The following is a 21,134-nucleotide window of genomic DNA, read 5'->3' as shown; positions in this document are numbered from 1 at the left end:
GATGCGAGTCCTCTCCGGCCGGCGGTATCAGGCGACGCCGAGCTTCCCGCGCTCCCCGTCACGGGGCGCCGCGAGCTCTTCGGGCGTCATGAACGCGGCCAGGTCCGCCGCCTCGTAGAATGGCCGGATCTCGATCTCGCTCCGGCACGACATGACATTGGGGCTGCGCTTCACCCAGGCCACGGCCTCGTCCATGTCCTTGACCTCCCAGATCGAGAAGCCGGCGACCAATTCGCGGCTCTCGGAGAAGGGGCCGTCGATGACAGTGCGCTCGGCGCCTTCGAAGATGACGCGCCTCGCCTGGGGGCTGTTCTGGAGGCCGGCGGCCGCAATGAAGACGCCGGCCTTCACCAGTTCCTCGGTGAACCGGTCCATCGCAGCGAACGCCTCGAGCTGTTCGGGCGTGGGAGCCGCGCCCATTTTGCTGTCCTCGCTGGCTTTCACGAACACCATGACCCGCATCGTCCTTCTCCTTGTCTGAGCCGGCTGCATCGGCCAGCGTCGGAACGACGAACGAGGCTTCCCGAAGTCGACATCGTCCTGCAAATTTTCTGGACGGTTTTGGACATGGGGCCGATGTTGAAACTCTGTCACTACATTGAACGGACCGGTTAACTCTCAAAGAGTGATTTCATTCGAAAATTCCGAATTATGGCTCAGCCTTCTCGCCTTCACCCCGATTCCGCTACCATCCGGCACGTCTGGTTCGTCCGGAGGGGCTGACACGAGCGGGAGCGCCACGGCCGCGCCGCAGGGGCTGGATCGGCACGACATCGCCATCCTGAAGGTCCTGCAGCGCGACAACAAGACGCCGCAGCGGACCATCGCGGAGGCGATCAACCTGTCCGCGCCCGCGGTGCAGCGGCGCATCAAGCGGATGGAGGAACTGGGGATCATCCAGGCCAACGTCGCCGTGATCGACCCGGTCAAGGTCGGCCATGCCATCACGCTCTTCGTCGAGGTCGAGATGGAAAGCGAGCGCGCCGAAATGCGCCGCGCCCATTCGCCGCCTTGCGGCCCGTACCCTTGCGGGCTCCGCCGTGGCCCGGCCTCGCGGCTCTGGTCATTCGTCAAATTCCAGGGGGACGGTCCAGAGGTTAAGCGGGCCGAAGTGGGGCTCGAAGCCGGCGCGCCATGCAATCTCGGTCATATGGCGGCTCATCGATTTGTCGATCTCGAAGACGCTGTTTTTGAGCCAGGGGCCGCCAGGCCGGTTGACAAGCCAGCCGTGCATCCGGTTCTCCGAGACGATGGCCGGGCGATATTCATAGTTCCTGAATTCGCCCGGCTGCGCCGCCTTCAAGCCGCGCTTCCAGCGCTCGCTCGCGTGCGTGTCGGTCAGGGTGCGGCTGGTTTCGAGGGCGCCGAGCCTGTCCTCACATTGCTTGCAGCGGAAGGGCGCGGCGCGGAAGGCGGGCGCCAGCAGCAAGTCGACAGCGCCGGGCTCTTCGCAAAGCGCGGAGGGCTTGGTCACGTCGTCCGTATAGCTCCAGCAGTGTGTGATGATGAGGCGCGGGGTGGGCTGACCAGCAAGGCGGCGTCTGGACTCGGCGAAGAATGCGAGGCCGCTCGCGACGTGCTTTGCAGCTTCCATGTCATCAAGGGCCTGCGCTTGTTTGGCGCGCACGGCCTCTGCGGCAAGGTGTGCCTTTTCGGCGCGCTCGGCCTCTTCGGCGAGCCGGGCTTCTGCGGTAAGTCGGGCCTCTCCAATGAGTCGGGCACTTTCAGCATGCGGATCGGTCGCCCACCGCAGTTGTTCCGCACAGTGCGCGCATTGCCACGGCGCCGCCAGAAAGTCCTCTTTTGGCAGGCAGATCATAGCGGGCTTATGCCTGCAGGCCGGCTCGCTGAGGCTTAATGGCAACTCCCAATGCGCTAGGGTCAGCCCCTCGCGGGAGATCCGTCGGTCTTCCTCATGCACCCATGCCTGGATGTCCTTGACGCTCGGCCCCAAAATGGCGCGGCGGATTGCAGAAAGAAATTTCATTGCCGAGTGTTCCGCGTCGGAACTTGATTTTTATTGCAAATCAAACCCGACCCCAAGAGGGTCCCGGTCCCGGTGACTTTGGGGTGATAGATCCCTCCGTGCAAAACTGCCTGCAAGGATCAGCGACGCATCACTCCGCGCACCTTCCAAGCCGCAGGCTACCTGATCCTGATCACCTCGCTCCAAGCCGCAGCCTTCCCGCCCGAAACCCTGGCCGCCGTCTACCGGGTTCGCTGGCAAATCGAAGTGGCTTTCAATCGCTTGAAATCGATCCTGCATCTCGACCGCCTGCCGGCCAAAGACCCGGGCCTCGCCAAAACCTGGATCACTGCCCATCTGCTGATCGCCCTCCTGATCGACGAGACCGCGGCCGGACGCGCCGACAGTCCCCCCTAAGGCCCAGGCCACGCGCGCTCCCTCGCTCTGGCGCCGAACCTGCCTCATCGCCAACACCCTGCGTGCCATCGTCTGGCCGCCCCTCTCCATGGCCCAACTCCAGGAGGCCCTCCAACGACGATGGCGTCAGCTCTGCCAGCCACCGCGACGCCGAAAGCTCCAATCCATCCCGCTCCCGCGCTTACCTTAGCGCCTATGGGATCAAGTTCGGCCATGACGAGCCGAAGCATTTATTCGTCGATGGATCCTCAGCCTCCATGTATGCCCGCAAAATGAAGCAAAATTGCACGACGGGCATCAAAATCGAGCGCATGTATCGCGTCGGTCGCAATAGAATTTCCGCGTGCTGAAACCGGAGCCGCCGCCGATCATGACGGGCACCCCTTACCTGACGAACAGCCTCCCCTGCCACGGCCGGCCGCTGGATCCGCGGGATGCCGAGACGCTCGGCCCTGCCGCCGCGGCCCGTGTCGCCGAGGTGCTCGCGCTCCGCGACAACAGCGCCGCGACGCCGCTCCATGCCCTGCCGGGGCTGGCGGCGAAGCTCGGCATCGGCGCGCTGCATCTCAAGGACGAGGGCTTTCGTCTCGGCCTCGGCAGCTTCAAGGCGCTGGGCGGCGCCTATGCGCTGATGATCCTGGTGCGGGAGGAGGCATCACGCCGTCTCGGCCGCCCGGTGGCGGTGGACGAACTGATGTCGGAGGAGGTGCGCGCCATCGCCGCGACCATGACCTTCGCCTGCGCCACGGACGGCAATCACGGCCGCTCGGTCGCGCAGGGCGCCGAGCTGATGGGCGCGCGGGCGGTGATCTTCGTCCATGCCGGCGTCAGCGAAGCGCGCATCGGCGCGATCGCCCGGTTCGGCGCCGAGATGGTGCGCGTCAAGGGCGGCTATGATGTCTCGGTCCAGGAAGCCGCGCGGGTTGCGGCCGAGAAGGGCTGGACGGTCCTGTCCGACACCTCCTGGCTGGGCTATGAATATATTCCCGGCCTCGTCTCGCAGGGCTACACGGCCATGGTGCGGGAGTTCCTCGCGGAACTGTCCGCGCCACCCACCCATGTGTTCCTGCAGGCGGGTGTCGGCGGCTTCGCCGCCGCCGTTGCCGGGCACCTGGCCGTCGTGCTGGGGCAGGGACGCCCGCATGTCACCGTCGTGGAGCCCGCCCGCGCCGCCTGCCTCCACGAGAGCGCCCGCCAGGGCCGGCCGGTCAAGGTCGACGAGACGCAGCCGACCGTCATGGCCATGCTGGAATGCCACGAGCCGTCGCTGGTCGCCTTCCGCGTCCTCGAGCGGGTGGCCGACGGCTTCATGACCGTGGACGAGGAGGTCGCGCCCGAGGTGATGCGGCAGCTGGCCTCGCCCGTTGCGGGCGATCCGGCCGTGGTCGCCGGCGAAAGCGGCGGCGCGGGCCTGGCCGGTGTCGTCACCGTGCTGCGCGATCCGGCGCTTGCGGCGCGGATCGGGCTCGGGCCGGAAGCCTGGGTGCTGGTCATCAACACCGAGGGCGCGACCGACCCCGCCCTCTACGAGCGGATCGTCGGGCGCAGCCCCGCGGCCGTCCTGGCGGGAGAGGCGGCATGAGCGTCGCCATCGACGCCGCGCGTCTCATCGGGCGCCTGCAGGACCTGGGGGCGACCGGGCGGGACGGGGCCGGCCGGCTTAGCCGACTGGCCGCCACCGACGCCGACCGCGCGGGCCGGGATCTGCTCTGCGGCTGGCTGAAGCAGGCCGGCCTCGCGATCGAGGTCGACCGCATCGGCAACATCCACGGCCTGTGGCAGCCCGAGGGCGCTTCGGGCGACCCGGTCGTCGTCGGATCGCATATCGATACGGTGATCGACGCCGGCATCTACGACGGCTGCTATGGCGTGCTGTCCGGCCTTGCCGTGATCGAAGCTATGCAGCAGGCCGGCCTGCGGCCGCGGCGCCCCATCGCCGTGGTCGCCTACACGAACGAGGAAGGCGTGCGCTACGCGCCGGACATGATGGGCAGCCTGGTCGCGGCCGGGGGCCTTCCGACCGACGCGGCGCTGGCCAGCATCGGCACGGACGGCACGACGCTCGGCGCCGAGCTCGAGCGGATCGGCTATGCCGGATCGCGGGAGCCGGGCTTCCTGAAGCCGCACGCCTATGTGGAACTGCATGTCGAGCAGGGGCCGGTGCTGGAGGCCGAGGGCCGGTCCATCGGAGCGGTCGAGAGCCTCCAGGGCATTTCCTGGCAGAGGGTGACGATCGGGGGCACGGCCAACCATGCCGGCACCACCCCGATGGCCCTGCGCCGCGACGCCGGCGTGGCGGCCGCCCGCGTCGTGGCCTTCCTCGACCGGATGGCCCGCGACACCGAGGGGGCCGTCGCGACCGTGGGCACGATGCGGTTCGAGCCGAACGCCATCAATGTCATTCCCTCGACCGCGATCTTCACCGTGGACCTGCGCAACCCCGACGAGGGCCGGCTCCAGGGCCAGGAGGCGGCGCTGGTGCAAGTCCTGCAGGAGCTGCGCGGCGAAGGCTTCGAGGTCGAGACCGAGCGCCTCGCACGCTTCGAGCCGGTCGCCTTCGATCCCGGCATCGTCGCCGCCATCGAAGCGTCCGCCGCCGAGCGGCAACTGTCCTGCCGCCGCATGACCTCCGGCGCCGGCCACGATGCGCAGATGATCGCCCGCGTCGCGCCCGCGGCGATGATCTTCGTGCCGTCGAAAGGCGGGATCAGCCATAATCCGGCGGAATTCACCGCGGACGCCGACCTGCTCGCCGGTGCGAACGTGCTGCTCGACGTGGTCAGGATGCTCAGCCGATGACCGATCTCGCCGCTCTCCAGGCCGAGATGACCGAATGGCGGCACGATCTGCATCGGCATCCCGAATTCGGGTTCGAGGAGCGCCGCACCGCGGCCTTCGTTGCCGGGACCCTGCGCCAATTCGGCATCGACGTGGCCGAGGGCATCGGCGGCACGGGGGTGGTCGGCACGCTCAGTCGCGGCACCTCCAATCGGGCGATCGCGCTGCGCGCCGACATGGATGCCCTGCGCATCACCGAGGCGACCGGGACCGGATGGGCCTCGACCGCAACCGGCCTGATGCATGCCTGCGGCCATGACGGGCACACAGCCATGCTGCTGGGCGCGGCCCGCATCCTCGCGGAGGAGGGCGGCTTCGACGGCACCGCGCGCTTCATCTTCCAGCCGGCCGAGGAATGGGGGCAGGGCGCCCTCGCCATGCTCCGCGACGGGCTGATCGAGCGCTTCCCGTTCGACGAGATCTACGGCCTGCACAACCTGCCCGGATTGCCGGTCGGCCATTTCGAGACGCGGCCCGGCCCGATCATGTCGGCCGAGGACATTTTCGAGATCACCTTGCGCGGCAAGGGCGGCCACGCCTCGCGTCCGGATTGGGGACGCGAGGTCATGGTTCCCGCCTGCGCTCTGGTCCTGGAACTGCAGACCATCGTCGCGCGCCGCCTCAACCCCGCCGATATCGCGGTCGTCTCCGTGACCGAGCTCTTGACGGACGGCACCCGCAACGCCCTGCCCAGCACGGCGCGCGTCCTCGGCGACTGCCGCAGCTTCGAGCCCGCGGTCTCCGCCCGCATCGAGGACGAGATGCGCCGGATCGCCAGGGGCATCGCGGCCGGACACGAGGTCGAGGTCACGGTGGACTACCGGCGCGAATTCGTGCCGACCCTCAACGATCCGACGCTCGCTGCCGCGATGACGGCCGCGGCCGGCCCCGTTTCGACGGCCGCGGCCCAGCGCGCCGAACCGATGACGGCCTCGGAGGACTTCGCCCGGTTCCAGGCGATCGTGCCCGGCTGCTTCGGCTTCATCGGCAATGGCGAGGCCTGTCCGCCGCTGCACCATCCCGGCTATGACTTCAACGACGCGGCCTTGCTCCACGGTGCGCGGATCCACGCCGCCATTGCACGACGCAGGCTGCCTGAAGGGAAGTCTTAGAAGGGGATTGTGAGAGTCCGGATACTGACAAGGCTGGGCCACGGCGGCGGCCCGGCCTCCCTCCGACGGACAGACGCTCCCGTCACGGAGCCACAAGACTGGTGAGAACGAAATCCAGGAACTTCCATTCGTTACCCGCAGCTAGAGCGTGCTGTGATCAAATGGAAGCATAGCCCGAATTCCTGAGGAAATTGGCACACTCGGCCGGCGAGAAGAGGTCGATGAGTTCGCCGAGCTTTCGCCATGTCGTCTCGACCGAGCGGGGCTGGGCTTGGCGCACCAGATGCTTGAGCTTGGCGAACAGCTGCTCGATCGGGTTGAGGTCGGGGCTGTAGGCCGGCAGGAAGAGCAGGTGCGCCCCGGCGGCGCGAATGGCCTGCCTTGCCGCCTGGCCCTTGTGGCTGCCGAGATTGTCGAGGATGACGATGTCGCCCTTGGCCAGGGTGGGCGCCAGCACCTTGTCGGCATAGAGAGTGAAGAGTTCGCCGTTGATCGGCCCGTCGATCACCCAGGGCGCGTCGACCCGGTCGGCGCGAAGGGCGGCGATGAAGGTCAGGGTCTTCCAGTGGCCCTGGGGCACGCGCGCCACCAGGCGCTGGCCTCGCGGCCCCCAGCCATAGAGCGGCGCCATGTTGGTCTTGACCCAGGTCTCGTCGATGAAGACCAGCCGGCCTGGATCAACGTGGCCCTGATGAGCCCGCCAGCGTTTTCGCTTCCGCGCGATGTCCGGCCGCTCCTGCTCGCTCGCCAGCACGGTTTTTTTTAAAGCTCAGGTCCTCGGCGTGCAGAAACACCCAGACCGCCCGCCGGTCGGTCTTGATGCCGCGCTCGGCCAGCTCCGCCGCCAAGCCGCGCGTGGTGAACGGCCCGGACCGGCATCGCTCGCGCAGCCATTCCGCATGGGCGCCGGACAAGGTCGGCTTCTTGTGCCCGCCGATCTGGCCCGGTGTCAGCGAGCCCGTCTCGGCCTTGAGCCTCTTCCACTTCGACACGCAGGACGGGCTGATCTCCAGCGTCACCGCAATCGCACGGATCGTCTCGCCGGCCTCGGCCCGGGCCACAGCCCGCTCACGCAGATCCACAGAATAAGGTCGCGTCATCCTGGCGGGCCTCGCAGCCCCCGCCCCAATCTTGAGACGCTATGTCCATTTGGGCGGCCCGTTCCGCGGCATGCAACAACGAGGGTTGACCGGCTTTTCGGTCAGAGCCTCATGCATGGGGAACGGGCCATGGACCAAAATACAACGACTTTCGTGGCGATGGATACGCACAAGCGGACGATTTCGGTGGCGATCGCCGAAGGTGGGCGGCGAGGCGAAACACGGTTCCTGGGCGAGATCACGAGCCGTCCGGAGGCGGTCGCCAAGCTGGTGGAGTGGCTCTCGAAGAAGCACGCTCAATTGGCGTTCTGCTATGAGGCCGGGCCTTGCGGCTACGGGCTCTATCGGCAGATCGTCGCGCTCGGCCACGAATGCGTGGTGGTGGCGCCGTCGCTGGTGCCCACTCGGCCCGGCGACCGGGTGAAGACGGATCGCCGCGATGCGGTGACCCAGGCCTCGCTGTTCCGGTCGGGCGAATTGACACCGGTCTGGGTTCCCGACGAGGCGCACGAAGCCATGCGTGACCTATGCCGCGCCAGGCAGGCGGCGGTGGAGACCTTGCGGCGAGCACGCCAACAGGTGACCGGCTTTCTTCTGCGGCACGATCGGGTCTATTCAGACGGCAAACATTGGAGCGGCAAATATCGCAAATGGCTTGCTGGCCAGCGGTTTGATCATCCCGCGCGGCAGATCGCATTCGAGGAGCTTGTACAGGCAATGGAGGAGGCGCTGGCGCGACGCGACCGGCTGGCCAAGCAGATGCAGGAGCTTCTGCCCTCCTGGTCGCTTGCGAAGGTCGTCGCGGCCATTCAAGCCTTGCGCGGCATCGCCGCGATTTCGGCGATGACTTTGGTCGCCGAAATCGGCGACTTCCGCCGCTTCTCCAACCCGAGGCAACTCATGGCTTATCTCGGGCTGTGCCCAAGCGAGCGGTCGTCCGGCGCCAAGACGGCGCGTGGCGGCATAACGAAGGCGGGCAACACGCGCGGGCGGCGCATGCTCGTCGAAGGCGCCTGGACATATCGCTCACCGGCGCGCGTCGGACTCGCGATTTTGGAGCGCAACGAATTCCTGCCGCAGTCTGTCAAGGAAATCGCCTGGAAGGCGCAGGTGCGGCTGTGCGCGAGATATCGTCGACTTGCGAAGGCTGGAAAGCCGATCAATGTCGTCTGCGTCGCCATCGCGCGCGAACTCGCCGCATTTGTTTGGGCCATTGCGACAAATCCCGCCATCACCGCCGCCTGAAAGAAGACAGGCTGCCGAAAAGAGGGAGAACTGTCGAAATCCGTCGTTGAACATCTGCTCATCGCCGGAGGCGGAGGCACGGTAGGGCAATCCTCGCTGTGATTCTGTGGCCGATCGAAAGGTCGACGCCCGGCTTGAGACAGAGGCAGGCCCGAGACGAAAACGCGGTCTTGCGGTAGCCAACCCGCGCATCAGAGTCTGATCAACCGTCGTCTCGAAGCCTTCGCCTCCGGCTATGCGCAGGACAAACTGAATAGGCCGCTGCCGCGGAACAGATCTGCTTGCCAAAGCCTCTTGAAAATGGACATGAGAATCACGCCCCCATGATTTGCACAGCCAGATTCTGATAAACCGCAGCACGCTCTAAATCACTTGACGGCTGGTCACGGCGGGATCACAAGTTTCTCTGTGCCCTAGGGGAAACGGGTGGCGTGAGCGCAGTGTCTCATTGGTAGTAGCGATGCCTCCGGATCTTCTGTCGCGACGGCCAGGAGAGCGTTCGAAGCGGGAGGCAAGCCATGCCCAGCGTGCGAACACATGGAGATGCATATAGGAGCCTGCTCTGTGCGTACCTGTTGGTGTGCGTTGTCGCTGCCTCAATGTCTTTGTCATTGATTTTCAGCGCAGTTGCCGGAATATATGTAGATAAATCATATCAAGTTGATTCGAACAAAACGTCATTCCGATACGCATTAGTATTGGGTAATTGGGAATACGAGTATGTCGAAAAACTTAAGGGGGCGAAAGCTGATTTAAAGGAAATTTCAACCACACTGTCAAAACTTGGTTTTATTGTGACTGTTGCGATGAATACAAGTAAGGCTCAGGCGGATGGTATAGTGGAAGATTTTATTGCATCTCTCGACAGGCCGTCGGCAATACTTATCTATTTCTCTGGACATGGCGCTGAGAATGGTGGTTTGAATTATTTCATGCCAATTGATTTTCCGGTGGATAGTGTTGGCAAGAATTTATCTGACAATACAGTTGTTCTTCAAGATGTTCTCGAAAAATTGACGAATTACAATTCGATTCCTAAAATCGTTTTCGCTGATGTTTGCCGCACGGCCTTGGGGTCGACGCCAGCGGATGGCAGCGATGCGAAAAGGAAGAAAATCAAATTCACGAATACATTCATCGGCTATGCAACGGCAGCGGGTGGGTTTGCCATCGATGACAACGACGGGAATGGTGGCCTGTTTACACGCGCCTTGATCGAGGAGTTGAACGGTAATACCGGGTCAATATTCGACGTTTTTTCAAGTGTCATCTCAAAGGTTCAGGCTGGAGCAGAATACGCACAGATCCCCTGGCAGAATTCTTCGCTAAGTCAGCCATTTTTCTTTCACCAAACGCTGCCGTCCACTCCGCCGCCAGCGCCCGTTACCTTTTCGCAAACAAACGCACCCACGGTGCCGGCTGCGACGAGATCGGCCGATCAGGTAGTTGTGCCCCAAGCAGACTGGAAAATAGTTGTTATTTTTGCTTTTGGAGTGTTGTTTGTAATCGTCATTCTTGTTCTTGCCTTTGCTTTTCCTAATCCGACTGAATTTCAATATACAGTGTCGAGAATCATTCTGGCATTGTCGACCGCCTCTGTTGGAACGCTATTGACTGGATTTCTCGAGGTTCAGATACCGGATCTGCTGAAGGCCGGCGGGGCGCTGGCGATTTTCGTCGTCGTATATTTCTACAGTCCTGCCAAGCTCATTTCCAAGCCTCCGGCAAGTGGATGAGTCGTACGCAAACGACGAAGGCCGCGGGTTGGTGCCTGCGGCGCGAGCCCTGATATTGCTATGATGGCGATGTCAGGGGGAGGCGGGCAATCTGATAGTCCGATCCCGTTGCACTTATTTCCCAGCTTGGAGCCCATCCCCCCGCCTCCGAAAGCCTTGTCCCCCGGATTGCGTTTGCCCCCGCGCCTCCGCCCGGCTACACGCGAAGCTGGATCGGAGCGGCGCCATGGGACGGATCATCAGGGCCTTCTTCCACTCATGGGCCGGCTGGTCGCACGCCATCCGCACCGAGCAGGCCGTGCGGCAGGAGACGATCGTGCTCGCGGTGGCGCTGCCGGTGGCGTTCCTGATCACGGACGATGCCTGGAAGCGCCTCGCCCTGATCGGCGTGCTGCTGGTCCTGCTCTCCGTCGAGTTCCTCAACACCGCCATCGAGAAGCTCGCCGACCATGTGCGGCCGGACATGCACCCCCACATCAAGGTGGTGAAGGATCTCGGCAGTGCCGCCGTGTTCATGCTGATCGTCCTGTCGGGGCTGGTCTGGGCCGTGGTGCTGTGGGAGCGCTTCGCATGAGGCGGCAATCGCCTGTTGCCGAGCCGCCGCGGCTGGCCTATATCTCGCCTGCGCTTATATTCATTGTGAGCATAAGTCGATCATGAGCACCGACATCCTCCGCATCGCCGTCGCCCAGCTGAAGCCGACGCTCGGCGACATCGCCGGCAACCTCGACAAGGCGCGCGCCGCCCGCGCCGAGGCGAGGCGGCAGGGGGCCGACCTCGTCCTGTTCACCGAGCTGTTCCTGTCCGGCTACCTGCCGGAGGACCTGGTGCTCAAGCCCGCCTACCAGGACGCCTGCCGCGCCGCGCTGGAGGCCTTCGCCCGCGAGACCGGGGACGGCGGCCCGGCCGTGCTGATCGGCCTGCCCTGGGCCGAGGCCGGCCAGTTGCACAATGCGGTGGCGCTGCTCGACGAAGGCCTCGTCGCCGCGGTCCGCTTCAAGGTCGACCTGCCGAACTACGGCGTGTTCGACGAGAAGCGCGTGTTCCAGCCCGGGCCGATGCCGGGCCCGATCGCCTTCCGCGGCGTGCGCATCGGCGTGCCGATCTGCGAGGACATCTGGGGCGGCGACGTGGTCGAGTGCCTGCTCGAGACCGGCGCCGAGCTCCTGCTGGTGCCGAACGGCTCGCCCTATCATCGCGACAAGTCGGACGTGCGCCTCAACGTCGCCGTCGCCCGCATCACCGAATCCGGCCTGCCGCTGCTCTACGCCAACGAGGTCGGCGGCCAGGACGAGGTGATCTTCGACGGCGCCTCCTTCGCCCTCAACGCCGACCGGACGCTGGCGGTGCAGCTTCCCGCCTTCCAGGAGGCGGTGGTCACCACGGTGTGGCGGCGCGGGCCGCGCGGCTGGGGCTGCGATCGCGGGCCGATCGCCGAGATCGAGGAAAGCGACGCGGCCGACTATGCCGCCTGCGTGCTCGGTCTGCGCGACTATGTGGAGAAGAACCGCTTCCCGGGCGTCGTGCTCGGCCTCTCCGGCGGCATCGATTCGGCCTTGGTCGCGGCCATGGCGGTCGACGCGCTCGGGCCCGAGCGCGTGCACTGCGTCATGCTGCCCTTCCGCTACACCTCGGCCGACAGCCTGAAGGACGCGCGGGACTGCGCCGCCGCGCTCGGCTGCCGCTACGACGTGGTGCCGATCGAGAGCCCGGTGCTGGCCCTGGAAGCCGCGCTCGCCCCGATGTTCGAGGGCCGGCCGCGCGACGTCACCGAGGAGAACATGCAGAGCCGCATCCGCGGCACCATCGTGATGTCGATCTCCAACAAGTTCGGGGCGCTGGTGCTGACCACCGGCAACAAGTCGGAGATGTCGGTCGGCTATTGCACGCTCTACGGCGACATGAACGGCGGCTACAACCCGATCAAGGACCTCTACAAGACCGAGGTCTACCGCATCTCGGCCCTGCGCAACCGCTGGAAGCCGGCTGGGGCCAAGGGGCCGGACGGCGTCGTCATCCCCGAGAACATCCTGACCAAGGCGCCGACCGCCGAGCTGCGCGAGAACCAGAAGGATCAGGATTCGCTCCCGCCCTATGACGTGCTCGACGACATCCTGCGCGGTCTGGTCGAGCAGGAGATGCGGGTCGCCGACATCATCGCCCGCGGCCATGACGAGGCCACGGTGAGGAAGGTCGAGCGGCTGCTCTACCTCGCCGAGTACAAGCGCCGCCAGGCGGCGCCGGGCGTCAAGGTGACGGAGAAGAATTTCGGCCGCGACCGCCGCTACCCCATCACCAACCGGTTCCGCGACGGCAACGGGGCGCGGTTCCGGCCCGATCCCGCGCTCTACCGCGTGACGGGACGGAGCACGGCCGACGTCGTCGATTTCTGACGGAGGAGGGGGCCGCCTTCCGAGCGCCCCCCTCATGAAGCTCGGGTTCGTCGGCCATCCCGAGGTCGTGGCCGATCCGGCCCTGCCGGTGCCGCGCCGGCGCCTGTCGGAGGCAGGCCGGGCGCGGATGGGCGCCTTCCTGGATTCCGGCACGCTCGCCCTGTGCCGGCGCCTCGGCGTCGCCATCGACCGCGCCCATGACCAGCCCTTCCAGGGGCCATGCCTGGTGCTGGGACATCGTCCGGCAGGCGCTGGTGCATCCCTGGCGGCCGATCGCTCCGCGCTGAGGCGCTTCCGCGTCTTCCGAACGAGGACCGGGCGAACCTTGCGGCTCGCCCGGTCGGAAAGGGCTGGGAGAGGGCGGGGCCTCGCGCTACGCCGCGCGCACCGTGGCGAGGAATTGCGCCACCTTGGCCTGGAGCTGCTGGGCCTGGCCGGTGAGGTCGCGGGCCGAGGACAGCACCTGCGCCGATGCCGCAGAAGCCGAGGCCGAGGCCTCGGTGACGCCGCTGATGTTCGAGGACACCGCGCCGGTGCCCATCGCCGCCTGCTGCACGTTGCGGGCGATTTCCTGGGTGGCGCTGCTCTGCTGGGAGACGGCGGCCGCGATCGAGCCGCCGATCTGGTTGAGCCGGCCGATGGCGTCGCTGACGCCGACGATCGCCGACGCGGATTCCTGCGTCGAGCTCTGGATGGCGCTGATCTGGGCGGCGATTTCCGAGGTCGCCCGGGCGGTCTGGTCGGCGAGCTGCTTGACCTCGCTGGCGACGACCGCGAAGCCCCGGCCGGCATCGCCGGCCCGCGCCGCCTCGATGGTGGCATTGAGCGCGAGCAGGTTGGTCTGGCCGGCGATGTTGTTGATCAGGTCGACCACGGCGCCGATCTTCTGGGCTGCTCCGGTGAGGTCGCGCACCTTGGCGGCGGTGACCTCGGTGGTGCGCACGACATTGTCGGTCACCTCCGCGGATTCGGTGACCTGGCGGCTGATCTCGCTGATCGAGGCGGAGAGCTCCTCGGCGGCGGCGGCCACGGTCTCGACATTGGCGGAGGCCTCGGTGGCGGCCTCCGAGACCACGGCCGACTGGTTCGAGGTCTCCTCGGCGGTCGAGGACAGCGTCTGCGCCGCCTCCTCCAGCTGCTGCGAGGCGGAGGAGACGGACCGCACGATGCCGCCGACGGTCCGCTCGAAGTCGTCGGCCATGTCGGTCATCGCCCTGCGCCGCCCGGCGATCGCGGCCGCCTCTCGCTCCTTGTCCTGCTCGGCCAGGCGCGCGATGCGCGCGGCGTTCTCCTCGAAGGCGCGGGCCATGCTGCCGAGCTCGTCGCCGCGCGTGGTGCCGGGGATCTCGACGCCGGTGTCGCCGCGCGCCACCGCGGCCATCGCCGCGGTCAGGCCGGCCATCGGCCTGATGATCTGGGCTCGGCTGGCGAACCAGCCCACCAGCAGCGACAGCACGAAGACCCCGCCCAGGACGCCGTAGGCCGTGGTTACGGTGGTGTCGGTGATCTCGGTGGCCGCGGCGTTCTGCCGGTCGAGGCGGCCCTTGATCCACGTGCGCAGCGTGTTGGCCGTGGCGTCGAAGCTCCTCAGCCTGGGTGCGAAGCCCGCTTCCGCCTCCCGCAGGGCCGTCGCATTGTCGTCGGCGAGGGCAGCCTTGCGGACGGGCTCGCTCGTGGCGAAGACATCGGCAAATTGCTGCTTCAGCATCGAGACGTCGCCCTGCCGCTCGGCCGGGAGCGTGCCGGCGAGCCGCGCGACAAGCTTGTCCGTATCGGCGAGGGTCGCCGCGAGCTCGGCATCCGTCCGCTTGACGTCGTCGGCCGCGGACAGCGCGATCATTTCGAAGAGCTTGTAGCCGATCTGGTCGCTGCTCGCGACGATCTCATCGATCCGCTGCAGGTTTTCGCCGTCTATGCCGATAAGGTTGCTGTAGAGGTCATCGATGGAGCGGATTTGGCGGGTCTGGTAAAGGCTGACCAAGGCCAGCAGGATGTTGCCGACGAGCAGGAGCCCGAGGATCTTCGTGCTGATTCCGAACTTGTGCATGAACTCGCCCCTTCGGCAATGCAACGACAGATATGAAGGGAGACGGTTAATAACACGTTGTATCGATGTCTCTCCGAGTTGTTCGCGGAAGGACTGAGATTTTCCGACCAATATTGATGCAACCAAGGATAGGGCGTTTGTGGTTGATCTCGTCCTGGTCGTGTCTTCCGGCGGTTCAGGCGCCGGGCGGTGCCCGGCGCGCGGGGGGCGGCGCGCAAGCCTACAGCGTGAAATCGAAGCGGTAGGTCGCCGAAATGCCGATCAGAAGCTGGTTGACCGAGCCCCTCTGCTTGACCAGGCTGGAATCGGCGGCCGGGCCGACCAGGCGCGAATATTCGCTGAACGCGCTGGTGGTGATCTTGTCGGTCGCCTGCCAGGTCAGGGCGCCGCCGGCGCCGACCGACTTGAAGCCGCCGCCGGGCGAATAGGGCGCGAGGCCGGAGGCGACGGACTCGCGGAGATTGACGCCGTAATACGCCTCGAAATAGCTGGCCGAGGCCAGCGACACGCGTGGGCCGCCGGACAGGCGCAGCACCGGCGTCAGGTCGGTGAAGAGGTCGGCCGCCAGATCCGCCACCACGCCGTGATGGGCGTGGAAGCCCTGCCGCACCTCGCCGCGCACGCGCAGCCAATCGGTCGGATAATACTCGGCGAAGGCGCCGACCTCGACGCCCCACGGCACGGAATCGAGGCCGCGAAGGTCGCTTGAAGTGCCGTCGTCGCGCGGCAGCAGCAGTTTGCCGGTCGGGCCGATCCGGAACGTGCCGACGTCGAACAGGCCGAACGAGGCATTGTCGTTGCGCGAGGAAAAGCGCGTCGTCGCGCCGGCCCGGTTCAGCGAGATCAGCGGCATGCCGCTCAGCGCCATGTCGCTGGCGCCCTCATAGCTCGGCGCGACGAAGCCCGCGGCGCCGAGGCTGAGCGACCAGTCGCCGGAGAACCAGCTCCAGAAGTCGGATTGCTGCCGTGCCGTTTCCTCGGCTCCGGCTGCCTGGAGGGGAAGAAAAGTCGCGGAGATGACGGCGGCGAGAATGATGCGGGAGCGGCGCTGGATCATGGAGACTCTGATACGCGGGACTGAATTTGATCAAAACCCTGGCCGAGCAAGGCAAACAAATCATGAAGAGGCACATGAGGATTGCATCAAATTTTCCATGACTTCCGGGCCGGCGCGTTGCGGCCGGACAAGGCGCCGCCGCGGCCGGGTGGCTCGACAGGGCCACGGTTTGCTATATGTCAGGCTTCGTCCCCGCCCTCGCACAGGTGTTCAAGGCCGCATGACTCCCGTCGTCCGCTTCGCTCCGTCGCCCACCGGCCGTATCCATATCGGCAATGCCCGTACGGCCTTGCTGAACTGGTGCGTCGCCAAGCGCCAGGGCGGCCGCTTCATCCTGCGCTACGACGATACCGACCGCGAACGCTCCAAGGCCGAATATGCCGAAGCCATCGCGGTCGACCTCGCCTGGCTCGGCCTCGCGCCCGACCTGACGGTACGCCAGTCCGATCGTCTGGCCCTCTACGACGACGCAGTCGAGACGCTGCAGGCCTCGGGCCGGCTCTATCCCTGCTACGAGACCGAGGACGAACTGGATCGGCGGCGAAAGCGCCAGATGGCGCGCGGCCTGCCCCCGGTCTACGATCGGGCCGCCCTCAAGCTGACCGACGCGCAGAAGATCGCCTTCGAGATGGAGGGCCGGCGCCCGCATTGGCGCTTCCTGCTCGAGCACCGCACCGTCGCGTGGGAGGACCGCGTGCGCGGCCATGCCCATATCGAGGCCGCCTCGCTCTCCGATCCCGTGCTGGTGCGCGAGGACGGCGGCTATCTCTACACGCTCAGCTCCGTCGTCGACGACATCGACCTCGGCGTCACCCTCGTCGTCCGCGGCGAGGACCACGTCACCAACACTGCCGTCCAGATCCAGATCTTCGAGGCGCTGGGCGCGGCCGCTCCGGCCTTCGCGCATCACAACCTGCTGACCACGGCGAGCGGGGAGGGGCTGTCGAAGCGCACCGGCGCCCTGTCGATCGGCTCGCTGCGCGACGAGGGCCTGGAGCCGATGGCGGTGGCGAGCCTGGCCGTGCTCACCGGCACCGCCGAAGCCGTCCGGCCGGTGGCGAGCCTGGAAGCCCTGGCCGAGCTGGTCGACCTTGCGCGCATCTCGCGCGCGCCGGCGCGCTTCGAGCCAGATGATCTCCAGGCGCTCAACGCACGGTTGCTGCACGAGACCGCCTACGCCGCCGTCGCCGACCGGCTGGCGGCCCTGGGCATCGGCGGCGGCGAGGCATTCTGGACCGCCGTCCGCGGCAATGTGGTGCGCCTCGCCGACGCCGCGATCTGGTGGAAGGTCGTGACCGGACCGGTGACCGCGGTGATCTCGGACCCCGCCTTCGCCGCCACGGCGGCCGGCCTGCTGCCGCCCGAGCCCTGGGACGAGGCGACCTGGGGCGGCTGGGTCGAGGCGGTGAAGGCCGCCACCGCCCTCAAGGGCAAGGCCCTGTTCATGCCGCTGCGGCTGGCGCTCACCGGGCGGGAGCATGGGCCCGAGCTCAAGGCCCTGCTGCCGCTGATCGGACGGGAGCAGGCGCTGGCGCGGCTCGCCGCCGCGGCATAGCATCAGGCGCTCGGCGCCGGCGCTATTGCGCCGGCATCAGTCCCGGTGTGATCACCCGGACGCGTTTCTTGCTGCCGTCGGGATTGGTGGTCTCGATCGCCGTGCCTTCGGTCGTCGGCAAGCTCTCGACCGTCGCCGTGCGCGGCCGCCCGACCACGTCGAGCCCGGGCTTTGCGGTCGCGCCCGGCTTTTTCGGCAGCGCGTCCTCGTCGAGCCGCTTCAGCGCCTCGCCGGCGGAGGCCTGGGACTGGGGCAGGGCGGCCTCCTGGGCCTTGCCGCAGGTGCAGGCCTGGTCGAAGCTCGTCCTGAACTTGAAGGCGTTCGGCATGTCCGACAGCCTGGCTCCGCTGGCCGTCGACACCGCATCCTCCGCCTGCTGGGAGAAGGTGTCGTAGGCATAGAGCTCCACCTTGGTTCCCGGGCATTGCCGGCGGCAGGTCTCGGCGTCGGCCGCGAAGCTGCCGGCATTGGTCGAGAAGCTGATCGGGAAGAAATAGCCGTCGCAGGCGCGCACGCAGATGGTGCGCAGATTGTTGCCGCGCGGCAGCGGGCCGAGCGGAGCCGCCTGCTCCTCCGGCAGCGCCGCCTGCTGGTCGTAGGACGGTTCGGGCAGGGACGGGGGCTGCATCTCGTCCGGGCCGAACAATTGCTCGAACATGCCGGCGGTGCGCGTCTCGTCCTCGCCCGGCTGGCCATAGGAGGGCACGCCGTTGCAGTCGAGGCTGGCGAGCATGCCGAGCGTGCGCTGCCGTTCGGCTTCGCGCTGGGTGCCGAGATTGTCCGACAGGCGGCTGAACTGGTTCTGGAGCTGCCGCAGATTGCGTTGCATGCGCTGGATATTGGCATCGAGCCCGCGGCATTGGGCCGGCGCGCCGAACAGGCCGGAATCGCAACCGATCGAGCTTGCATAATCCTGCGTGCGCCGCAATTCCTCCACTTGCCGGTCGATCGCATCCTGGTAGCGGGCGACGCGGGCCGGATCCCTTTCGCCGGCCCGGTCTATGGCCCGAAGCTGTGCCTCGAGCCGGGCGCAGCGGGCGTCCTGGGCCTGGGCCGCGCCCGCGAGCACCGCCAGGAGCAGGGCGAGGGGAAGGAAGGTCATCCGCATGCTGGCGGCAGGCTCGCTTTCAATCGTGACCAAATCGTGAAGTCGCGCGGCACGGCTGGCGCGGCCGAGGACGGCTCGCCATATGGGGCTGCGAACGAAGGAGATCCCGATGATCCGCAAGGCCTGCCTCGTCCTCACCACGCTTCTGGCGTTCGCCGGCGGCCCGGCGCTGGCCGAGGAGCCGGACCTGATCTTCAAGAAGTCGACGGTGTGGAAATTCCTGACGCCGGACGACAAGCTGGCGACCTACGGCATCGACGATCCCATCGTCAATGGCGTGGCCTGCCACTTCACCGTGCCGGAGAAGGGCGGCCTGTCCGGCATGTTCGGCGTGGCCGAGCAGGTGTCGGACATCTCGCTGGCCTGCCGCCAGGTCGGCCCGATCACGATCAAGGAGAAGTTCGAGCAGGGCGACGTGGTCTATCGCCAGTCCCGCTCGCTGTTCTTCAAGAAGATGCAGGTGGTGCGCGGCTGCGACGCCAAGCGCAACGTGCTGGTCTACGTCGTCTACACTGACAAGCTGATCGACGGTTCGCCGAAGAACTCGACCTCGACCGTGCCGATCATGCCCTGGGGCACGCAGGAAGGCCCGCGCTGCGCCGACTGGGTGAGGAACTGAGGCGGGATCATGTCGTCTCAGGCTGGCCGCGCGAATCACCTGGGCGGGAGCGGCAAGGGGCCGTCGCCACCCGATCGTGTGTCCTTGGCGCGCGCGTCGATGGCCGGATCAAGTCCGGCCATGGCGGCCGAGAGGACGCGCCCGGAGCAACGAAGCATTGATTTGCGGACGAGCCCTTACTTCTCGCAGGTGATCACCACCGCATGCGGCGCCGCGGCGGCGACCTGGGTGGGCGCCGAGATCGAGCCGGTAATGTCGGAGGCGGTCTGGCGGCGGAAGCTGATCGAGTGGTCATAGCCGTTGGCCACGCACCAGGCGTTCGCGATCGGCTGGCCGCAGGGCTGGCCCGAATCGAGGCAGGAATCGACGCCGTAGCCGTCGTCATTGGCGACTACGAAGGAGGCGGCGTCCTGGGCGAGGGCGGGGCCGGCGGAGAGGAGCGCGAGGGCGGTGGCGAGGCTGCGGAGGGTCATCGAATTTACGCGGTTGAACTGGAACTGGGCCGTTCGATAGCGGACGGCGAGTAGCATCGCCGTGCGAATTTAAACATCCGTAAAGGCCATGCGCATTTTCTTTGCCGGACGTTGTGGCCGGTGTGCATCACCGCCGCATTGACCCTGCCGAGGGCTCGTGCTCGAACATCGCGCGCATGCTCATCCCCGCCGAACTTCCTCCCGCCGCCACCGCCGTCTGGGCCATCGCCGCCGCGGCGACGCTCGGCGTCGTCGTCCGCCCGCTGCGCTGGCCCGAAGCGGTCTGGGCCGCGCTCGGCGCGCTGGCGCTGGTCGGCTTCGGCCTGCTGCCGCTGCCCTCGGCCCTGGCGGCTGTCGCCAAGGGCGGGGATGTCTACCTCTTCCTGGTCGGCATGATGCTGCTGGCCGAGCTTGCCCGCGCCGAGGGCCTGTTCGACTGGCTGGCGATCCATGCCGTCCGGCACGCGGGAGGCTCGCCCAAGCGGCTGTTCGCGCTGGTCTACGCCGTCGGCACGCTCGTCACCGTGCTGCTCTCCAACGACGCCACGGCTGTGGTGCTGACACCGGCGGTCTATGCTGCGGCCCGCGCCGCCAAGGCCGAGCCGCTGCCCTACCTCTTCGTCTGCGCCTTCATCGCCAATGCCGCGAGCTTCGTGCTGCCGATCTCCAATCCGGCCAACCTGGTCGTGTTCGGGGCTCGCATGCCGCCGCTGCTCGACTGGCTCCGCCAATTCGGGCTGCCGTCGCTGGCGGCGATCGCCGCCACCTATCTGGCGCTGCGGCTGACCCAGGACCGGGCCTTGCGGGCTCCGCTGGCGCAGGACATTCCCGCCCGGCCGCTGTCGCCCGGCGGACGTTTCATCGCCTGGGGCATCGCCGCCACCGCGCTGGTGCTGGTCCTGGCCTCGGCCCTGGGCCGCGATCTCGGCGTTCCGACCTTCGCCGCGGGCGTGCTGACCGCGGCGGCGGTGATGCTGCGCACGCGCCAGGCGCCCTGGCCGGTGCTTCGGCACATCTCCTGGAGCGTGCTGCCGCTGGTGGCCGGGCTGTTCGTCCTGGTCGAGGGCCTGCAGGCGACCGGCGTCATCGACATGCTGGTGGCGATGCTGCGGGAGGCGGCGTCCCGATCGGCCGACCGGGCCGCCTGGGGCGCAGGCATCCTGACCGCGCTTGCCTGCAACCTCGTCAACAACCTGCCGGCCGGGCTGATCGCGGGCTCCGTCGCGGCTGCGGCGGAGGTGCCGGACAAGGTCACCGGCGCGCTGCTGATCGGCGTCGTCCTCGGCCCGAACCTCTCCGTCACCGGCTCGCTCGCCACCATCCTCTGGCTGCTGGCGCTGCGCCGGGAGGGCGAGCATGTCGGGGCGCTCGCCTTCCTGAAGCTCGGCCTCGTCGTCATGCCGCCGGCGCTGCTGCTGGCGATCGGCGCGCTCGTGCTGGCCTCGCCCTGAGCGGGATTTTCGAACAC

Annotated in this window: 18 protein-coding genes and 1 pseudogene; 12 read left to right on the top strand and 7 right to left on the bottom strand. The window is 67.0% G+C overall.

Features of this window, described 5'->3' with window-relative positions; translation table 11 throughout:
- Window positions 1-27: 27 nt before the first annotated feature.
- Entirely contained in the window at window positions 28-453 is a 426-nt protein-coding gene (locus AC27L4_RS27290) for a YciI family protein (RefSeq protein WP_487145753.1), read from the bottom strand.
- 304 nt (window positions 454-757) lie between these two features.
- Here AC27L4_RS27290 and AC27L4_RS27285 point away from each other — a divergent pair.
- A pseudogene (locus AC27L4_RS27285) lies at window positions 758-991 on the top strand (Lrp/AsnC family transcriptional regulator); the annotation flags it as partial.
- 72 nt (window positions 992-1,063) lie between these two features.
- Here AC27L4_RS27285 and AC27L4_RS27280 read toward each other — a convergent pair.
- Window positions 1,064-1,987, bottom strand: coding sequence for a hypothetical protein (locus tag AC27L4_RS27280; RefSeq protein WP_487146069.1), 924 nt, complete (start codon window positions 1,985-1,987; stop codon window positions 1,064-1,066).
- A gap of 90 nt (window positions 1,988-2,077) precedes the next feature.
- On the opposite strand from AC27L4_RS27280, the gene AC27L4_RS27275 reads away from it, so the two are divergent.
- The 4 genes from AC27L4_RS27275 (at window position 2,078) to AC27L4_RS27260 (ending at window position 6,333) form a co-directional block, all read left to right on the top strand.
- Complete coding sequence (locus AC27L4_RS27275; RefSeq protein ID WP_487146060.1) at window positions 2,078-2,383, top strand: transposase; 306 nt, start codon at window positions 2,078-2,080, stop codon at window positions 2,381-2,383.
- A 370-nt stretch (window positions 2,384-2,753) separates the two neighbouring features.
- Window positions 2,754-3,965 carry a diaminopropionate ammonia-lyase gene (locus tag AC27L4_RS27270; RefSeq protein ID WP_487145752.1) on the top strand — a complete coding sequence of 404 codons (1,212 nt, stop codon included), beginning with the start codon at window positions 2,754-2,756 and terminating at the stop codon, window positions 3,963-3,965.
- The gene (locus tag AC27L4_RS27265) at window positions 3,962-5,182 is read left to right on the top strand and encodes a hydantoinase/carbamoylase family amidase (RefSeq protein WP_487145751.1); all 1,221 of its coding nucleotides are present in this window, start codon (window positions 3,962-3,964) and stop codon (window positions 5,180-5,182) included. Before AC27L4_RS27270 ends, AC27L4_RS27265 begins: the two co-directional genes overlap by 4 nt.
- Window positions 5,179-6,333 (top strand): amidohydrolase, encoded by a 1,155-nt coding sequence (locus AC27L4_RS27260; RefSeq protein WP_487145750.1) that lies wholly within the window; start codon window positions 5,179-5,181, stop codon window positions 6,331-6,333. The genes AC27L4_RS27265 and AC27L4_RS27260 overlap by 4 nt, the downstream gene beginning before the upstream one ends.
- A 157-nt stretch (window positions 6,334-6,490) precedes the next feature.
- Here AC27L4_RS27260 and AC27L4_RS27255 read toward each other — a convergent pair.
- Window positions 6,491-7,433 (bottom strand): IS630 family transposase gene (locus tag AC27L4_RS27255; RefSeq protein ID WP_487145749.1). Its coding sequence is split into 2 segments (ribosomal slippage): window positions 6,491-7,096 and window positions 7,098-7,433, totalling 942 coding nucleotides; the frame shifts between segments, so codons are not numbered across the junction.
- Window positions 7,434-7,562: 129 nt separating this feature from the next.
- Here AC27L4_RS27255 and AC27L4_RS27250 point away from each other — a divergent pair.
- The 4 genes from AC27L4_RS27250 (at window position 7,563) to AC27L4_RS27235 (ending at window position 12,807) form a co-directional block, all read left to right on the top strand.
- Window positions 7,563-8,678, top strand: coding sequence for an IS110 family RNA-guided transposase (locus AC27L4_RS27250; RefSeq protein WP_487145748.1), 1,116 nt, complete (start codon window positions 7,563-7,565; stop codon window positions 8,676-8,678).
- Between the two features lie 518 nt (window positions 8,679-9,196).
- The gene (locus AC27L4_RS27245; protein ID WP_487145746.1) at window positions 9,197-10,414 is read left to right on the top strand and encodes a caspase family protein; all 1,218 of its coding nucleotides are present in this window, start codon (window positions 9,197-9,199) and stop codon (window positions 10,412-10,414) included.
- Window positions 10,415-10,640: 226 nt separating this feature from the next.
- The gene (locus tag AC27L4_RS27240; protein WP_487145744.1) at window positions 10,641-10,988 is read left to right on the top strand and encodes a diacylglycerol kinase; all 348 of its coding nucleotides are present in this window, start codon (window positions 10,641-10,643) and stop codon (window positions 10,986-10,988) included.
- Between the two features lie 82 nt (window positions 10,989-11,070).
- On the top strand, window positions 11,071-12,807 hold the full coding sequence (locus AC27L4_RS27235) for an NAD+ synthase (RefSeq protein WP_487145742.1): 1,737 nt from the start codon (window positions 11,071-11,073) through the stop codon (window positions 12,805-12,807).
- Between the two features lie 373 nt (window positions 12,808-13,180).
- On the opposite strand, the gene AC27L4_RS27230 is transcribed toward AC27L4_RS27235, so the two are convergent.
- A complete protein-coding gene (locus AC27L4_RS27230; protein ID WP_487145741.1) occupies window positions 13,181-14,854 on the bottom strand; it encodes a methyl-accepting chemotaxis protein in 1,674 nt (557 codons plus the stop codon).
- Window positions 14,855-15,074: 220 nt separating this feature from the next.
- Window positions 15,075-15,911: a MipA/OmpV family protein gene (locus tag AC27L4_RS27225; RefSeq protein WP_487145739.1), complete on the bottom strand. Its 837-nt coding sequence runs from the start codon at window positions 15,909-15,911 to the stop codon at window positions 15,075-15,077.
- A 220-nt stretch (window positions 15,912-16,131) separates the two neighbouring features.
- On the opposite strand from AC27L4_RS27225, the gene gltX reads away from it, so the two are divergent.
- On the top strand, window positions 16,132-17,466 hold the full coding sequence (gltX, locus tag AC27L4_RS27220; protein WP_487145737.1) for a glutamate--tRNA ligase: 1,335 nt from the start codon (window positions 16,132-16,134) through the stop codon (window positions 17,464-17,466).
- A 22-nt stretch (window positions 17,467-17,488) separates the two neighbouring features.
- On the opposite strand, the gene AC27L4_RS27215 is transcribed toward gltX, so the two are convergent.
- Window positions 17,489-18,568 carry a DUF2865 domain-containing protein gene (locus AC27L4_RS27215; protein ID WP_487145735.1) on the bottom strand — a complete coding sequence of 360 codons (1,080 nt, stop codon included), beginning with the start codon at window positions 18,566-18,568 and terminating at the stop codon, window positions 17,489-17,491.
- 115 nt (window positions 18,569-18,683) lie between these two features.
- Between AC27L4_RS27215 and AC27L4_RS27210 the strand changes: the two genes are divergently transcribed.
- The gene (locus AC27L4_RS27210; protein WP_487145734.1) at window positions 18,684-19,193 is read left to right on the top strand and encodes a CreA family protein; all 510 of its coding nucleotides are present in this window, start codon (window positions 18,684-18,686) and stop codon (window positions 19,191-19,193) included.
- A gap of 176 nt (window positions 19,194-19,369) precedes the next feature.
- Here AC27L4_RS27210 and AC27L4_RS27205 read toward each other — a convergent pair whose 3' ends face one another.
- Window positions 19,370-19,666: a hypothetical protein gene (locus AC27L4_RS27205; protein WP_487145733.1), complete on the bottom strand. Its 297-nt coding sequence runs from the start codon at window positions 19,664-19,666 to the stop codon at window positions 19,370-19,372.
- 176 nt (window positions 19,667-19,842) lie between these two features.
- Between AC27L4_RS27205 and AC27L4_RS27200 the strand changes: the two genes are divergently transcribed.
- Window positions 19,843-21,117, top strand: coding sequence for an arsenic transporter (locus AC27L4_RS27200; protein ID WP_487145731.1), 1,275 nt, complete (start codon window positions 19,843-19,845; stop codon window positions 21,115-21,117).
- The last annotated feature ends 17 nt before the right edge of the window (window positions 21,118-21,134 follow it).

Source organism: Labrys sp. Lb11 (assembly GCF_057554225.1).
This window is presented reverse-complemented; position numbering and strand designations above follow the sequence as displayed.

Bases quoted from the DNA above. Each gene is read 5' to 3' on its own strand.
- AC27L4_RS27290 (WP_487145753.1), bottom strand. From the start codon at position 453: ATGGTGTTCGTGAAAGCCAGCGAGGACAGCAAAATGGGCGCGGCTCCC.
- AC27L4_RS27280 (WP_487146069.1), bottom strand. From the start codon at position 1,987: ATGAAATTTCTTTCTGCAATCCGCCGCGCCATTTTGGGGCCGAGCGTC.
- AC27L4_RS27270 (WP_487145752.1), top strand. From the start codon at position 2,754: ATGACGGGCACCCCTTACCTGACGAACAGCCTCCCCTGCCACGGCCGG.
- AC27L4_RS27265 (WP_487145751.1), top strand. From the start codon at position 3,962: ATGAGCGTCGCCATCGACGCCGCGCGTCTCATCGGGCGCCTGCAGGAC.
- AC27L4_RS27260 (WP_487145750.1), top strand. From the start codon at position 5,179: ATGACCGATCTCGCCGCTCTCCAGGCCGAGATGACCGAATGGCGGCAC.
- AC27L4_RS27250 (WP_487145748.1), top strand. From the start codon at position 7,563: ATGGACCAAAATACAACGACTTTCGTGGCGATGGATACGCACAAGCGG.
- AC27L4_RS27245 (WP_487145746.1), top strand. From the start codon at position 9,197: ATGCCCAGCGTGCGAACACATGGAGATGCATATAGGAGCCTGCTCTGT.
- AC27L4_RS27240 (WP_487145744.1), top strand. From the start codon at position 10,641: ATGGGACGGATCATCAGGGCCTTCTTCCACTCATGGGCCGGCTGGTCG.
- AC27L4_RS27235 (WP_487145742.1), top strand. From the start codon at position 11,071: ATGAGCACCGACATCCTCCGCATCGCCGTCGCCCAGCTGAAGCCGACG.
- AC27L4_RS27230 (WP_487145741.1), bottom strand. From the start codon at position 14,854: ATGCACAAGTTCGGAATCAGCACGAAGATCCTCGGGCTCCTGCTCGTC.
- AC27L4_RS27225 (WP_487145739.1), bottom strand. From the start codon at position 15,911: ATGATCCAGCGCCGCTCCCGCATCATTCTCGCCGCCGTCATCTCCGCG.
- gltX (WP_487145737.1), top strand. From the start codon at position 16,132: ATGACTCCCGTCGTCCGCTTCGCTCCGTCGCCCACCGGCCGTATCCAT.
- AC27L4_RS27215 (WP_487145735.1), bottom strand. From the start codon at position 18,568: ATGACCTTCCTTCCCCTCGCCCTGCTCCTGGCGGTGCTCGCGGGCGCG.
- AC27L4_RS27210 (WP_487145734.1), top strand. From the start codon at position 18,684: ATGATCCGCAAGGCCTGCCTCGTCCTCACCACGCTTCTGGCGTTCGCC.
- AC27L4_RS27205 (WP_487145733.1), bottom strand. From the start codon at position 19,666: ATGACCCTCCGCAGCCTCGCCACCGCCCTCGCGCTCCTCTCCGCCGGC.
- AC27L4_RS27200 (WP_487145731.1), top strand. From the start codon at position 19,843: ATGCTCATCCCCGCCGAACTTCCTCCCGCCGCCACCGCCGTCTGGGCC.